This is a genomic window from Shewanella sp. 1180_01 (genome assembly GCF_052850535.1).
Genome location: NZ_VXCT01000003.1, coordinates 99729 through 115665 on the forward strand (window position 1 = coordinate 99729; position 15937 = coordinate 115665).

General features: G+C 46.0%; 16 protein-coding genes. 1 reads left to right on the plus strand and 15 read right to left on the minus strand.

All coding sequences use genetic code 11. The annotated features are described in order from the left end of the window. Nucleotides 1-126: 126 nt before the first annotated feature. The 15 genes from bfr (FW758_RS03670) to FW758_RS03740 form a co-directional block, all read right to left on the minus strand. Nucleotides 127-594 carry a bacterioferritin gene (bfr, locus tag FW758_RS03670; protein ID WP_446444664.1) on the minus strand — a complete coding sequence of 156 codons (468 nt, stop codon included), beginning with the start codon at nt 592-594 and terminating at the stop codon, nt 127-129. A 9-nt stretch (nt 595-603) separates the two neighbouring features. Then, nucleotides 604-1077, minus strand: coding sequence for a bacterioferritin (bfr, locus tag FW758_RS03675; protein ID WP_126492618.1), 474 nt, complete (start codon nt 1075-1077; stop codon nt 604-606). 260 nt (nt 1078-1337) lie between these two features. Continuing rightward, nucleotides 1338-1562, minus strand: coding sequence for a (Na+)-NQR maturation NqrM (nqrM, locus tag FW758_RS03680; protein ID WP_006080474.1), 225 nt, complete (start codon nt 1560-1562; stop codon nt 1338-1340). Nucleotides 1563-1577: 15 nt separating this feature from the next. Next, nucleotides 1578-2624 carry an FAD:protein FMN transferase gene (locus FW758_RS03685; protein WP_006080472.1) on the minus strand — a complete coding sequence of 349 codons (1047 nt, stop codon included), beginning with the start codon at nt 2622-2624 and terminating at the stop codon, nt 1578-1580. A 98-nt stretch (nt 2625-2722) separates the two neighbouring features. Further along, entirely contained in the window at nt 2723-3979 is a 1257-nt protein-coding gene (gene nqrF, locus FW758_RS03690) for an NADH:ubiquinone reductase (Na(+)-transporting) subunit F (protein ID WP_006083934.1), read from the minus strand. Nucleotides 3980-4025: 46 nt separating this feature from the next. Then, complete coding sequence (nqrE, locus tag FW758_RS03695) at nt 4026-4634, minus strand: NADH:ubiquinone reductase (Na(+)-transporting) subunit E (protein WP_006080469.1); 609 nt, start codon at nt 4632-4634, stop codon at nt 4026-4028. Between the two features lie 5 nt (nt 4635-4639). Then, nucleotides 4640-5272 (minus strand): NADH:ubiquinone reductase (Na(+)-transporting) subunit D, encoded by a 633-nt coding sequence (locus FW758_RS03700; RefSeq protein WP_006080467.1) that lies wholly within the window; start codon nt 5270-5272, stop codon nt 4640-4642. Then, the gene (locus FW758_RS03705; RefSeq protein ID WP_220590973.1) at nt 5272-6060 is read right to left on the minus strand and encodes a Na(+)-translocating NADH-quinone reductase subunit C; all 789 of its coding nucleotides are present in this window, start codon (nt 6058-6060) and stop codon (nt 5272-5274) included. Before FW758_RS03705 ends, FW758_RS03700 begins: the two co-directional genes overlap by 1 nt. Continuing rightward, nucleotides 6053-7252: an NADH:ubiquinone reductase (Na(+)-transporting) subunit B gene (locus tag FW758_RS03710; protein WP_006083936.1), complete on the minus strand. Its 1200-nt coding sequence runs from the start codon at nt 7250-7252 to the stop codon at nt 6053-6055. The genes FW758_RS03705 and FW758_RS03710 overlap by 8 nt, the downstream gene beginning before the upstream one ends. Continuing rightward, nucleotides 7252-8586: a Na(+)-translocating NADH-quinone reductase subunit A gene (locus FW758_RS03715; RefSeq protein WP_006083937.1), complete on the minus strand. Its 1335-nt coding sequence runs from the start codon at nt 8584-8586 to the stop codon at nt 7252-7254. Before FW758_RS03715 ends, FW758_RS03710 begins: the two co-directional genes overlap by 1 nt. A 401-nt stretch (nt 8587-8987) precedes the next feature. Next, the gene (locus FW758_RS03720) at nt 8988-11042 is read right to left on the minus strand and encodes a TonB-dependent receptor domain-containing protein (protein WP_446444665.1); all 2055 of its coding nucleotides are present in this window, start codon (nt 11040-11042) and stop codon (nt 8988-8990) included. Nucleotides 11043-11207: 165 nt separating this feature from the next. Further along, nucleotides 11208-11717 (minus strand): S-ribosylhomocysteine lyase, encoded by a 510-nt coding sequence (luxS, locus tag FW758_RS03725; RefSeq protein ID WP_006080460.1) that lies wholly within the window; start codon nt 11715-11717, stop codon nt 11208-11210. Nucleotides 11718-11885: 168 nt separating this feature from the next. Then, complete coding sequence (locus FW758_RS03730; RefSeq protein ID WP_446444666.1) at nt 11886-13004, minus strand: TRAP transporter substrate-binding protein; 1119 nt, start codon at nt 13002-13004, stop codon at nt 11886-11888. 286 nt (nt 13005-13290) lie between these two features. Continuing rightward, complete coding sequence (locus FW758_RS03735; protein ID WP_006080458.1) at nt 13291-13611, minus strand: BolA family protein; 321 nt, start codon at nt 13609-13611, stop codon at nt 13291-13293. A gap of 156 nt (nt 13612-13767) precedes the next feature. Then, the gene (locus FW758_RS03740) at nt 13768-14508 is read right to left on the minus strand and encodes an alpha-ketoglutarate-dependent dioxygenase AlkB family protein (RefSeq protein ID WP_446444667.1); all 741 of its coding nucleotides are present in this window, start codon (nt 14506-14508) and stop codon (nt 13768-13770) included. 188 nt (nt 14509-14696) lie between these two features. Here FW758_RS03740 and FW758_RS03745 point away from each other — a divergent pair, with 188 nt between their 5' ends. Then, entirely contained in the window at nt 14697-15833 is a 1137-nt protein-coding gene (locus tag FW758_RS03745) for a methyltransferase (protein WP_446444668.1), read from the plus strand. The last annotated feature ends 104 nt before the right edge of the window (nt 15834-15937 follow it).

Below are 15937 nucleotides of genomic sequence, written 5' to 3' on the forward strand. Positions count from 1 at the left end.
TATTTTGCAGAGGATGAGTTTGTAGAGGCAAAGTTTTACAGTCAGATAGACTATATAGGGATTCAAAAAATAGGAAGCGGTAGAAATAAGATCAGCGAGTTAGCCTCGCTGATCTTGATTTAGCGATTACATCTTAGTTTGCAGGTAGTTTTGCAGCCCGACACGGCCGATCAGCCCGAGTTGTTTTTCGAGCCAATACATGTGGTCAGACTCAGTATCATCGAGTAACACTTCGAGGATTTCGCGGGTCTGGTAATCTTGCTTCTGCTCACACAGGGCAATCACTTGGCGCAAATCGTCCGCGACCTTGTACTCGTAGGCAAGATCATTATGCAGCATCTCTTCCACATCTTTACCTATGTTCAACGCCTCACGGGCGGCAACATTAGGCGTTCCTTCAAGGAATAAAATACGCTGTACTAATTTGGCCGCATGGGCTTTTTCATCATCAGACTCATGGGCGATGCGCTCATAGAGTTCATTCAAGCCCCAATCTTCGTACATATGGGCATGGACAAAATATTGATCCATTGCCGAGAGTTCTCCCGTTAGGAGTCGATTTAACGCATCGATGACGTCTTTATCGCCTTTCATATCCCGCTCCTATTGGTCGCTAATTTGCGATTGAAGATAATTTTGAATACCGGTTAGCGAAATGAGCTCTTGCTGCGACTCGAGCCAATCTAAATGCTCTTCCTCGTCTTCGAGAATGTCTTCCAGCAGATCGCGGCTCACATAGTCTTGCTCGGCTTCACACAGGCTAATGGCATCACGCAGCAATGTAAGCTGCTCTTGCACCATGGCCAGATCGCAGTCGAGCATTTCTTGGCTATGTTCACCAATACGAAGTTTCTCGAGTTGCTGCAAATTTGGCAGGCCTTCCAAAAACAGTACGCGCTCGATGAGCTTATCGGCGTGCTTCATATCTTGGATGGATTTTTTGTATTCGACGTGATTTAGCTTCTCAAGGCCCCAGTGCTTAAACATGCGGGCATGGAGAAAATATTGATTGATGGCGGTCAACTCACAGGTAAGCACCCGATTCAGTTGCCCAACCACTTTAGGATGACCTTTCATAAGTTACTATCCTTGGTAAGCGTGAAAAGATTGATCTAAATCAAGCTTCTAGCCTAGTACAATTCAGCAGCCAACTCAAATTATCTTTATAATTCACCTACTTAATGATAACAACCATTATCATTTCCGCTTAGATTAGCGCGCTATCTCCCTCATATCCCAAGGATAAATTTAAGTGAATCGTCTAGGCTGATAAGTTTCAGGCAAAAAAATAGCCTCCAGATGGGAGGCTATTGTCAAAACAGACGATGTAGAGAATGTTAGATAATACGGTCTTTGGTTAACTTCTCACGGCGCGCTTCTTCAGCGGCCATACGACGTTTACGTTTGTCACAAGGGTCATCACAATCGCACGCTTTCTCAATCCCTAGAACACCTAAACCGCCACAACTTCCTTCAACGGCTTTGCGCTTGATGAGATAACCAATCGACATGAGCAAAAAGAATAATAACAAAATCACAAATGCCGCGATAAAAGAGGTCATGGTTTACTCCAAAAACTAAATAAGGAAAGGCTTGAAGGCGTCGCTATAGTAGACCTTAAATCCGTCGCCTTGCTTTTCGATAAGCATTATCGCCAAGTGTTCCTTCTTGGCAAGCTCCAATGATGCTTCTGTGCCCAAAACCATCATAGCCGTTGCAAAACCGTCGGCCGTCATACAATTTTGATGCAATACGGTCACGGATGCTAGCTTATGATTTATCGGCAAACCGGTACGCGGATCAATTATATGGGTAAAACGTTGGCCGTCTTCCTCATAATAATTACGATAATCGCCCGAGGTCGCCATCGCCATAGTACCTGGTGAGATAACCTGCTGTACGGCTTCAGAACCGTCATCGGTTGGTTGCTCTATGGCAACGCGCCAAGAGCTACCATCGCCTTTAGCACCTTTAATGCTGAGCTCACCACCAATTTCAACTAAATACCCAGTCGCGTGGTATTTATCAAGAATGGAAGCCACTTTATCAACGCCAAACCCTTTGGCAATCGACGATAGGTCTACGTATAAATGGGCGTTGTGCTTAGTTAGACGGTTACCTTCAATGGAAAGTTCACTAATACCGGTTTTGGCTTTTGCCGCATCTATATCGGCCTGACTCGGGACCTTTGTTGGACGCTTATCTGGCCCAAATCCCCACAGGTTAACTAAAGGACCTAAGGTAATATCAAGTGCCTTATCCGTCACTTGATATAAGCGTACTCCCTCTTGCACCACTTTGATGGTATCCGGTGAGACTTCAACACTTTGCTCCAATGGCAACTGGTTGAAACGGGATAATTCTGAATCAGGGCGATAGGTCGACATCTGATCATTGACTAGCTCAAGGGCTAAATCAATTTCCGCTTGAAGTAATTGCGCCGTCGGCATCTGCTCATTCGGCACGACTTTAATGTGATAAGTCGTCCCCATAGTGCTGCCCGCTAATGAAATGACCTCGTTCTGCTTTGAGCAGGCTGAAACAAAAAAGGCCAGCCCTACGAGGACTAGCCAGTTAAATGAATGCTTTAGTGCTGAGGTATTGATCTTTAAGGTCTGAAACATAGTGACCTACTACTCTTATTTGGGCCCTTAAATGCAAAAGTTGCAGATGAGAGATTATCCTCAACATCTGCAACTTTTCTATCTAGGACTAATGAACATTAGCCGCCGAAGTCATCCAACAAGATGTTTTCGTCTTCGACACCAAGATTTTTCAACATGCCAATTACGGCAGCGTTCATCATTGGAGGTCCACACATGTAGAACTCACAATCTTCTGGTGCATCATGGTTTTTCAGATAGTTTTCATACAATACGTTATGAATAAAACCTGTGTAACCATCCCAGTTATCCTCTGGTTGAGGATCTGAAAGTGCCACATGCCATACGAAGTTATCATTCTCAGCCGCAAGGCCGTCGAAATCTTCTACGTAGAACATTTCACGTTTAGAACGTGCACCGTACCAGAAGCTCATCTTACGTTTAGAGTGAAGACGCTTCAGTTGGTCGAAGATGTGCGAACGCATTGGCGCCATACCCGCACCACCGCCGATAAACACCATTTCTGCATCGGTATCTTTCGCGAAGAATTCACCGAATGGGCCAGAAATTGTCACTTTATCGCCAGCTTTTAAGCTCCAAATGTAAGATGACATCTTACCGCAAGGCAGAGTCAGGTTACGTGGTGGAGGCGTAGCAATACGCACGTTCAGCATAATAATACCGAACTCTTCTGGGTAGTTAGCCATTGAGTATGCACGGATAGTTTCTTCATCAACCTTAGATTCAAGATTGAAGAAACCGAAGTGTTCCCAGTCGCCACGGTATTGTGCAGGTACATCGAAATCTGCATATTTAACATGGTGAGCAGGTGCTTCGATTTGAATATAACCGCCAGCACGGAATGGTACAGATTCGCCATCAGGGATTTGCAGCTTCAGTTCTTTAATGAAAGTGGCTTTGTTATCGTTAGAGATAACTTCACATTCCCATTTCTTGATACCGAAGATTTCTTCGTCAAGCTCGATTTCCATATCGTTCTTAACGTTAACCTGACAAGAAAGACGACAACCTTTACGGGCATCACCTTTGCTGATGTGGTCAAGTTCCGTGGGCAGAATATCGCCGCCGCCAGACTTAATCACCACGCGGCATTGGCCACATGAGCCACCGCCACCACACGCACTCGATACGAAGATACCGCTGTTAGCCAAAACGCCTAACAACTTACCGCCCGCACCGGTTGTAATCGCTTTTTCAGGATCGTCATTAATGCCGATCGTGATGTCACCACTAGCCACTAACTTAGACTTAGCGAATAAAATCACTAATACCAAGATGAGGACAATAGCAGTAAACATACTCACACCGAGGTAAACCTCGAGCGGAGTAGATTTAAAAATACCAAGAATATCCATTAACTTATCCTTAGAAGGTCCAATTCAAGAAGCCGTTATGTGTCTCTTACAGAGACACACCAGAAAACGACATGAAACCTAAGGCCATCAAACCAGCAGTGATAAAGGTAATCCCTAAACCACGTAGGCCGTTAGGCACGTCGGCATACTTCAGCTTCTCACGGATACCGGCCATCAATACGATAGCTAATGCCCAACCCACTCCTGAGCCGAAACCAAACACCACACTCTCGCCTAACTTGTAGTCACGCTCAACCATGAATGATACCGCACCAAAAATCGCGCAGTTCACTGTGATCAAAGGTAAGAAAATACCTAATGCGTTGTACAAAGGTGGAAAGTACTTGTCCAGTGCCATTTCCAGAATTTGAACCAAAGCCGCAATCACACCGATAAAGGTAATGAATTTCAAGAAGCTTAAGTCAGCTTCAGGTGCGCCAGCCCAAGCAAGTGCACCAGGAGCTAGCAGCCCTTGATATATAACTTGGTTTGCTGGGACAGAGATAGTTAACACTACAACTACCGCAATCCCTAGGCCCATGGCTGTGGTGACTTTCTTAGACACAGCCAAGAAAGTACACATACCTAGGAAGAAGGCCAGTGCCATGTTTTCAATGAAAACAGAGCGAATTAACAGGCTAATATAATGTTCCATCGCACTTACCCTTTTGCTTCAACTTGCTCTGGCTTATAGGTACGAATAATCCAAATCAAAACACCGATCAGGAAGAACGCACTCGGAGGCAGTAGTAGCAGACCGTTTGGTTGGTACCAGCCACCATCAGAGATCTTGTGCAGGATTTCAACACCGAACAGAGAACCGTTACCAAACAGTTCACGTACGAAGCCAACAGCTAACAGAATTGCACCGTAACCTAAACCGTTACCGATACCATCCATAAAGCTCATCATTGGCGGTGTTTTCATCGCGTAGGCTTCGGCGCGCCCCATTACGATACAGTTCGTAATGATAAGGCCGACGAATACCGACAGCTGCTTAGAGATCTGATAAGCATAAGCCTGCAGCAATTGGTCAACCACGATTACCAAAGAGGCAATAATGGTCATCTGTACGATAATACGCACACTGCTTGGAATATGATTACGGATCATTGAGATAAACAGGTTCGAAAACGCGGTTACCGCAGTTAACGCCAACGCCATTACCAGTGCAGTTTCGAGCTTGCTCGTTACCGCTAATGCACTACATACACCAAGTACTTGTAAAGCAATCGGGTTGTTGTTGACTATAGGTCCGGTCAAAACCTGTTTCAGTTCTTTAGCGTCAGACATTAGTTGAGACCTCCATTGCGTGCTTTTTCAATGAAACTCGCAAAACCTTCTTTCCCTAACCAGAATGTCAGTGAATGTTGCACACCGTTACTCGTTAAGGTTGCGCCAGATAATGCGTCTACACCGTATTCAGTGCTAGCAACAGCTGGGTTTTTAGTTACGCTGATAGCAATGTTACCTTGCTCATCAAATAACTTTTTGCCATGCCATTTCGCTTTCCACTGAGCATTTTGCACTTCGCCACCTAAGCCCGGCGTTTCGCCTTGCTCATAGTAGACTAAGCTTTGCACTGTGTTTAGATCAGCATCCATAGCAAGGAAGGCATACATAGTAGACCAAAGGCCATAACCATGGATTGGCAGGATCACACTCGTTAATTTGCCTTGTTCATCACGAACAAGATAAACCACAGCGTTATCCGCTACACGTTTCACTGAAGCAATGTCGTTCTCAGGTACAAATGAGGTTTTCACATCACGAGACGCTTTACGTTGATCAAAAGTGTCAGCATTAACACCATCAACCCAAGCACCCGTTTTTAAATCGACCAATTTAGCTTCGATGTGTTTGCCGTAAGTATCCAGAATTTGCGCTTTGGTGACCTTGCCAGCTTTAGTATCGATAAGACCAGCGGCTTCCAGAATGTACTTTTGCTTATCGAGCAGTTTATTTTCTGCTTGAGTCGGTCTCAGTAACACTGCTGCAGTAGACACAAATATCGCACAAATTAGACATAGGCCAACGACGATAAATAAGGTTCTGCCGAACGAATCTTTATTACTAGCCACGGGCAATCCTCCGCTTGATATTTGCCTGAACCACGAAGTGGTCGAACAATGGCGCGAACAAGTTAGCAAACAAAATTGCCAACATCATGCCTTCAGGGAATGCAGGGTTAATCACGCGGATAAACACAGCCATTGCACCGATCAAGATACCGTATGCCCATTTAGCTTGGTTAGTGAATGACGCTGACACTGGGTCTGTCGCCATAAACATCATGCCAAACGCAAAACCACCTAACACTAAGTGCCAGTACCAAGGCATTGCAAACATTGGGTTAGTGTCGCTACCGACAAAGTTAAGCAGAGTAGAAATGGCAATCATACCGACCATTACACCGCCAACGATGCGCCATGAAGCGATACGGGTGTAGATGATGACCAAACCACCTAACAGAATCGCTAATGTAGACACTTCACCCACTGAACCTGGAATGAAACCGAAGAACGAATCCCACCAGTTTTGGTTGATTGCATAATCTAATGTGCCCGCTGCTGCTTGGCTCAGTGCAGTCGCACCTGAGTAGCCGTCAGCCACAACCCATGAGGTATCACCCGACATGTTCAACGGATAAGCGAAGAACAGGAAGGCACGACCCGCTAGCGCTGGGTTTAAGAAGTTACGCCCTGTACCACCGAATACTTCTTTCGCCACGACCACACCGAAGGTGATACCCAGCGCCACCATCCATAATGGGATAGTTGCTGGCAGCGTTAAAGCGAACAGGATAGAGGTAACGAAGAAACCTTCGTTGACTTCATGGCCACGAATAGAGGCAAACAGCACTTCCCAGATACCACCGACGGCGAAGGTCACCGCGTAGATAGGTAGGAAGAAACAGGCGCCATACCACATTAGCGCAGGCCAGCCAGAGTTTGCCGTCAGTTCGGTACCGAACATGCTGAACAAGCTCACTTGCCATACGTCAGGGGTAGCAAAGCCAGCCACTAAAGCTAATTGAGCTTGTAAACCTACGTTGTACATACCCACGAACATCGCTGGGAAAGCACAAGCCCAAACCGTAATCATCATACGTTTTAGGTCGAGGTTATCGCGAACGTGGGTTTTGCCCTTGTTCACTTTACCTGGGGTATAAAAAATTGTGTATGCCGCTTCGAATAGGGCATAAAACTTTTCGTATTTACCGCCTTTTTCAAAGTCGGGTTCAATACGTTCGAAAAAATCTTTCAAGCTCATTAGCCTTCCCTCTCGATCGTATCTAAACAGTCACGCAGATATGAACCGTAGTCATACTTGCCTGGACATACGAACGTACACAGTGCGAGATCTTCTTCATCTAACTCTAACGCGCCTAAAGTAGCAGCACCGTCAAAGTCACCTGAAATCAAGTCACGCAACAACATAGTAGGAAGAATGTCCAATGGCATTACACGCTCATAGTTACCAATTGGCACCATAGCGCGGTCTGAACCACCTGTACTGGTCGTCATACTGAACAGACGAGAAGGAGCAAGATGTCCTAAGAATGCACGAGTGATAGAATATTTGTCTGAGCCTGGTAATACCCAGCCTAAAAACTCTTTCTCTGTACCTTCTTCTAACAGACTTACTTGAACATGGTAACGACCTAAATACCCTTGTGGGCCAACGGCTGTACGACCATTCAGAACAGAGCCTGAAATCAGACGAACATTACCATCTAAGGCTTCACCTGCGGTTAATTCAGTCATACTCGCGCCCACAACAGTGCGTACGAGTCTTGGCTTAGCCGCTTTAGGGCCTGCGATCGCAATAACACGTTCGGTATTGAGTTCACCCGTCGTAAATAGCTGACCAATTGCTATTACATCTTGGTAACCAATATGCCAAACGGTACGTTTTGCAGAGGCAGACAATAAGAAGTGAATATGAGTACCGACTAATCCTGCAGGGTGCACACCAGCAAATTCTTCAACTTGTGCGTTTGCGGCAGGAATATCAGCGCCAGGCGCTTTACAAAGGTAAACTTTACCGTCAGTAAGTCTTGCTAAGACCTTAAGACCATTAGCAAAATCTTCTTTATGCTCACGGATCACCACAACGGGATCAGCGGCAAGAGGTTGAGTATCTATTGCGGTTACAAAAATACCAGCAGCAGAAGAGTCTACAGCAGGAACTTTGCTAAAAGGACGAGTACGCAATGCTGTCCATAAACCTGATTCGATCAGATTGTCACGGACTAACTGCGAGTCAAGCGTATCGAGTGCAGTGGCATCATATTTAGCAAAGGCAACGCTTTCGTTTCCTTCCACTGCAATGACAACAGACTGCAGAACACGCTGGGCGCCCCGGTTAATGTCTAATATAGTACCACTGGCTAAAGCCGTATATTTAACGCCTAAATTCTTCTTATCTTCAAAAAGAACCTGGCCTTTTTGTACTTTATCGCCCACTTTGATTTTCATCGTTGGACGTAAGCCAATATACTCTTCACCCAAAGTAGCTACATGTTTAATGGCTGGGCCATTATGGATAACTTGCTCTGGTCCGCCTGCTATAGGCAGTTCCAATCCTTTCTTAATTGTAATCATATCCACAAGCACTACGTTTGAAGGAAAGACAATGCGCCGCGTTCCTGCTAAATACTTAGGTTTTAAACAAAACCTACTGCATTGAGCTAGCGCAGATTTATCACAGAAATGCGATCGCAATCACGCTGGTCGCGCGCATTTTACCCCAATTGACTTGGCATCGCCACGAAAATTATAGGTGATTTCAAACCTAAAATACGGATTGAAAAGAATCATGCGCTACGGCGTTCACCTTCCGACCTAGTGACTGATCAGAAAGAGAGAATATTACGGCCACTGGGTACTATAGCATTAATAATTAAAGATTTAATTTAGCAAAAAGTCGAAACATCCACTAAACGCGTCTTAAATCGATCTTATTTGTTTCAATTGATTTAAATTCAAACGAAATAAAATTCAACTTAAAAGCGCCATTGATAACCTAAATAGCTAATACGTCCATTTTCCGATCGAATTCCGCTATTTGATGCTGTTGTGACTAATGTCTCATCTAAGAGGTTTTCTATCCGAAAATAAATCTCATGGTGACGGTTAAAATGATAATTCGCCGCTAAATCTACCCGCCATTGTGCGGCGACAGGCTGTAATTGGGCGCCGAATTGGCCCATTTCGCGCTCCGATTGATAAAAGACATTCGCGTTCAGTTCATATTCGTCATACTTCATTCCAGCACTCAACTGCAGCTGCTGCTCGGGTAACCACGCCACCCTATCGCCAGCCACGACGCAGCCTTGAATTTCGTTGCAGCTATTAGTTTGATACTCAGCATTCGAATACTGATAATTCACAGCTAAAGGCAACTGCACACTGCCCAGTTCCCATTGATAGCCAAGATTCAGCTCAACCCCTTTGGTCTGCACATCCACGACATTGCCTTGAACCCACAAACGACTGTCGGCGCATTGGCTATAAGCATCGCAATTGACATGCAGGTTATCAAAATCTTGAACGTAGGTTTTGATGTCAGCACTAAAATGCTCGCTGGCATATTGGGCGCTGACTTGATATTGCAGCGACACTTGTGCCTCTTGCTCAAGATTCCCCGCACTCGCGGCGGTCCAGGAGCGTCGAATATCTGCACTAAAGCGCCAATCTCCAGCATGATATAAAACGCCAAGCTGTGGCATCCAATCGCTATCAGAAAAATCCGCCGCTTCGAGTCCGGCGTAGGCTAGATTGACCTCGCGATTGACGTCCACTTTTTCATAGGCAAGCGCGAGTTTGAGCTGCAATCCGTCCCAATTAAACAAGGAGTCGATGGCCGAAGTGAATGCGGTCGCATCATCGGTATAAGCCAACAGCGCATTGGGTGCTTCACTCACTACACTCAAGTCCTGTTGCCATAGACTCTGCTGATCGCCAAGATGCATCTCGGCTTTATCCGTATGATAACGAGCGCTATAGCTAATTTGATGGGCACCATACTGATTCACTGACTCAGTTTGTACCCCAAAGGAGCTGAAATCATTGTCTTGTTGTAAGGAGGCGACCGCGACGCCATCAGCAGTCGGCTGCCGTTCAAATGCGGCCAGCGCAGCTAAACTCTGGGTATCGAGCATTTGCCCATCAAATTGATTGAGTTGATTTAATTGCTGCGAATAGGATTGATAGTAAAAGTCCGTGATGACCTTATGCCCACCACTAAGCGCAACTTGGTGTGACAGTTGATACTTATGGTGTCGCCCTTGATACTGATCTCCAGCCGTGGCCGAATACAAACTCATAGGATCTTGTTGCCAATCGGCCTGCGTTAAGCCGAGTTGGGAGCGATAGCTATCATCATCGAGGAACTGGTAGGTAAACTCAGTCACCTGCGGACTTCTGGCACCTAATAAACTCGCAGCGTTGATTTTAAATAAGATATCAGTGGTTTGACGGTCAGTATCTTGGCCATTGAGCAAGTGCTCGGCGCCGCTACCATCGCTGTAGTTAACCGCGAGTATCATGCCGTATTCTTTTTGCTTCACGCCCCAATTCACATCGACACTGTAGTCAGCATCCGTATTGCCTTCGAGCGTTACCTTACTGTTTTCCGCTTGCTCGGCTACAGGTAAGGTTTGATAACTCACCACCCCAAACGCCCCTTGCCCACCAACCACCATATTCGCCATTGGCGTGACAGTGACACTCTGTTGTTGCAGCAGATTGGGTAATAGTTGTAATTGCGGTGCAGAATAAGGCGCAGGTGAGAAATACACTCTATCTTGCAATACGGCCACGCCTTGACTCGCGCTGCGCATATTAATGCTTGCTGGATTTCCGTTAAGATCCGCAGGTAAAACCGTCAAAGCCGTTAACTGGCCTAACGCTAAACTGTCAGCAGTGGAGTGGAATGTGTCATTGAGCTGATTCAGTTCAAGCATTTGACTGTGGAAATCATCGGCGAACGTTGTGTTAGAACAGGCAAGAGATACAGAAATTGCACAGAGTGATACTGTGAAGTAACGACTAGGCATACCAAGCTCCCAAAAATTTTGTTAGCGTACGGCGTTTTTGTTATTAACTTGTAAAATAGCTGAATTTGTTTGAAAAAAAAAGCGACTCTCGTCGCTTTCTCTCATTAACTTCAGGAAACTGAATTTAATGGCTAGGCACTCTTACACAAGTAAGAGTGCAAACCGTTACAGATTACCTAGAATTTCGTCGCTTAATTTCAAATCATCATTGCGATTCACACTTACGCCAGCCGCAATAATATTACGGGCGATATCTTGTGCCTGCTCTAATGAATGCATCTCATACGTACCACATTGGTATTCGTTCAGCTCAGGGATTTCAGACTGCTCAACCACTTTAAGCACATCTTCCATCGCAGCTAACCACGCATCGGCCACTTGGCGCTCAGTCGGCTCACCAATCAAACTCATATAAAAGCCGGTACGGCATCCCATTGGCGAAATATCGATGATCTCAACATTGCTACCATTTAAATGGTCACGCATAAAGCCAGCGAATAAATGCTCCAGAGTGTGAATACCACGCTCACTGAGAATATCTTTATTCGGTGCGCAAAAACGTAGATCAAATACCGTAATCGCATCGCCCTTTGGCGTGCTCATGTGCTTAGCAACACGAACTGCAGGGGCATTCATTCGAGTATGATCGACGGTAAAGCTATCAAGTAATGGCATAGGGATCTCCAAATTCTCAGGGCGACATCAACGCCACTGTAACTGTCTATTTATGGCTTGCAAGCATAACACCAAATGAATTACGCCGATAACAAGATAATTTAAGATGAAATCATCTCATATAAATCAGGTGTTAATGTGACAGTGAGTGCTAAAAACAGCACGCATTTAGTGTTGACGCTGTTGGCTGTAAGCATCCTCAGATATTTTATGATACTGGCGCACACCTTGCTCGTAGGCGTGATAGGCGGCGTACACTTTGCGCATTAAAGGATCTTGATTGGCTTGTTCTTCAATCACTTGTTTAGAGATTTTCTCAAGTTCCAACAACACTTTCGGTGGAAATGCTTTAAGCACTACCCCTTCATCATTCACTAAGGTTTCAAGGGCCGTCACATTGCGGGTCGTGTATTCATCGAGCATATCTTGGTTAATGGCTCTCGCCGCGACTCTCACTATGGCTTGTAAATCTTGAGGTAAACTTTCGAAGGCAGCTTTATTCATCAAAAACTCCATATTGGAACCCGGCTCATGCCAACCTGGGTAATAGTAGTACTTCGCCACTTTATGTAGAGCAAAAGCAAGGTCGTTCAATGGCCCCACCCACTCAGCCGCATCAATCGAGCCAGTTTGTAGCGCACCATAGAGTTCACGCCCCGCCATATTCACAGGTATAGCGCCAACACGCTTTAAGACTTCGCCGCCCAAGCCCGGCATGCGGATCTTCAGTCCCTTAAAATCAGCAATGGTATTAATCGGTTTATTGAACCAGCCGCCCATTTGCATGCCCGTATTGCCACCTGCGAGGGGAATGATGCCAAAGGGGCGATACACTTCTTCCCACAACGCCATGCCACCGCCGTAGTGCAACCAGCCGTTCATTTCTTGCGCTGTCATACCAAAGGGAATCGATGAAAAAAACTGCGCCGCGGGCGCCTTACCTTTCCAGTAATAAGAAGCGGCATGGGCCATTTGAATTTTTCCCTGACTCACGCCATCAAAGATGGCAAACGCTGGCATCAATTCTCCCGCACCATAAACCTGGATCTTTAACCGACCGTTAGACATTTCATCGACTAAATGGGCAAAACGCTCAGGAGCCATGCCTAAACCGGGGAAGTTTTTCGGCCAAGAAGTTGCAAGGCGCCATTCAATAGCGGGAATAGCTTGGGGGTCATCCGTTGCGGCATGGGAAACGGCTACGCTTTGCGCGTCACTGGCTGCGGGATTACAACCGCTCAGCCCCATCAGCAGCATTAAGACGAGTACACTCCCAAACTTACGCATTTTTAATACTCTCCCTGACATCAAACGAGCCCATGGTTCTAACAGACGTGAACATGCTCTCAGGACAGAGCTCCGCAATCGCATCACCCAAACCCTTAAAATAGAACATATTGTTAACACAGAAACGCCTATAGGGAAACCAGAAACTCGGGCACAGAAACCAGAAAATGACCTTAGTTTGACCTAAAATAAAAAGCCACTCGATGAGGAGTGGCCTTGGGATCTAAACTAATTAACTTTGTAGAGCGGATTAATTAGTCTATTGATTAACTGCAATAATTTTTGATTAACCGCGACAATTTGGCGTATTAGGCACTTGTGCATTCGCATCCCATTCACTTTGAGTGAATGTGTGAATCGACAAGGCATGCACGCCATTGGCTAGCTCATGGGCTAAGTGAGTATTAACCAATCGATGCCGTGCCAAGAGACGTAAACCATCAAACTGCTCACTCACGAGCACAACTTTGAAATGGGTTTCTGAATTCGGTGGCACATGGTGACGATTACTTTCGTTGATCACTTCTAAGTGCGTCGGCGAGAAGCCTTCGGTTAACTTCTGCGTGATAGTGTTAGCCACTGTGCCCTGCGCATGAGTATTGGACATATTCGAGTCTCAGAATGGGGAAATCCAGTGGCCGCAGAGTACTGCTTCAGGTGGAAAAGATCAAATTCACTTATCCAGTTTGCTGATCTACGACCACATTATATCTCACCTTATTTGGCAGGCAGTCCGCAGCCACAAACAGTTAACAGTAGGCATTTAGCCATGGAAATTAACGATGAGTTGTCTAAAGGTGTAGTTCCAGCGGGGCTCTTTTATTTTCAAGCGTTTAGGTAAGCTGTGTAACCAATCGTTTTGCATGGGCCAATGCATGATCAGCAGATCGCCGCTGTGCAAACTGATGTTGTACTTGGTTTGGCTGTGTTTATGCTTAAGCATAAAATCCCGCGTGGCGCCTAAGGTAATAGACGCAATATGGCTACCATGGGCAATTTCTGGTTCATCATCGCTGTGGGCCCCCATGCAATCCTTACCATCTGCGTAGCGATTGACTAATACCCCATTGCTGGCCAAGCCATAATCCCGCGCTAACTTTTCCCTCAACTTATGGGCATATTTAGGCCAAGGTAAGGCGCGGATAAACAGTCCTGAATATAAATAGTCGCAGCCCGAGTCGCCAAACCACACTTGCTGGCGGGGAATCGCGTGAAACTGACCGAATACTTGGATTTCGGGGCGACTTAAGGGATAAGTCTGCGCTTCTTTCATCAGCGCAGCTTGCTGCTCAGCATTAAGATAACCCCGAACTAAGGTGATTGGCGGTGTGGGTTGCTCAGCTTTTTTCGAACCTTGTTCGGCCATGCTCAAACTTAACGGCAAATCAGGATCCGCCGCGGCATCAAGCTCAAGCTCAAGTTCAAGTTCAGAAAACAAGTCAACCCTTTGGCCGCCACCTTGATTGTCACTCTGGTCACGCTGATTATTATCTTTGGTCATCATCTTGCTTGTTCACCACCCTCTCCTATCCGGCAGTTTAATTACCGCTTCGTCCACAGCAGGGCTGCATTTAGGACGATACATTAGGCCTATATATTAGGGCTAGACATTAACCCTTAATGCAGAGCCGTCGCACTGCGCCATGAAATCTGCGATAATCTGCGCCTTAATTTATTGGCGCAGTGTGGCACATGACAACACAATTTTCAGTAGCGGGTGTTGAACTCGAACTTTTACGGTATCCAGCTCAGCAGGAATCTAATCTTCAAGCTTGGGATGCCGCCGATGAACACTTACTCAAAAGCCTTATTGAGTCAGAGCAAACCGCCGTGCCAACCGCCATTATCAACGACAGTTTCGGCGCCTTAAGCTGTGGTGTATCGAAACTGAATCCAAGTTGGCCACTGTGTGTTGAAACCGATGCCAGAACCAGCTTTTTAGGCACAGAACAAAACCATGGTCGCAATCAGTTGCCGCTGGATAATCTGCAATGGTTTACCAGCCGCGATACCTTGCCAGAAAACTTAGCCTTAGTATTGATGAAGTTGCCTAAGAACTTAAGCTACTTTGCCCACCAGCTAACACGCTTATCGCAAGTGTTACCCGCTGGCACTAGCATATTAGTGGCAGCCAAAGCTAAATCGATTAATGGCGCCTTGCTCGATGTCTTTGCTAAGCATTTAGGCCCAGCAAGCGCTAGTTTAGCGTGGAAAAACACCCGAGTAATTACCTGTGTCAGTGATGGTAAACCCAGACCATTAGCCAAAGAAGTGACTTGGGCCGTACCTGAATATCAACTTGAGATCAGTAACTTAAGTAATGTGTTTGCCGCCAACAAACTCGATATTGGCGCACGCATCATGCTCGAAAATCTGCCGAAAGGGGATTTCAAGTCGATTGTCGATCTCGGCTGTGGCAATGGCGTGCTGGGACTGCGAACCGCTCAGTTATTCCCTGAAGCTGATATCCACTTTATCGACGATTCCGAAATGGCGGTCGCATCAGCCAAGGCAAACTGGGCACGTAATCAATTGCCTGCAGATAAAGACCACTTCTATTGGGACGACTGCATGACGCATCTGCCAGAAGAAGTGCAACCGGATCTGGTGCTGTGTAATCCGCCCTTCCATCAAGGTGAAGCCATTACCGATCATATCGCGTGGCAGATGTTTTTAGACGCCCGCCGCCGCTTAAAAGACGGGGGCATCTTACATATCGTCGGCAACCGCCATCTGGCTTACCATGTGAAATTGCAGCGCTTATTTAAAAACTGCACCACAGTCGCCTCCAACGGTAAATTTGTGATCCTGCAGGCGCAAAAGAAATAACCCTGCCACTATTTAGTACTTTAATCAGAGCCAGCAATGTCTGGCTCTTTGTTGAACTAAACCCGCTAAAATATTGTTCTACTCCACTATCAGCATTTTTCCAC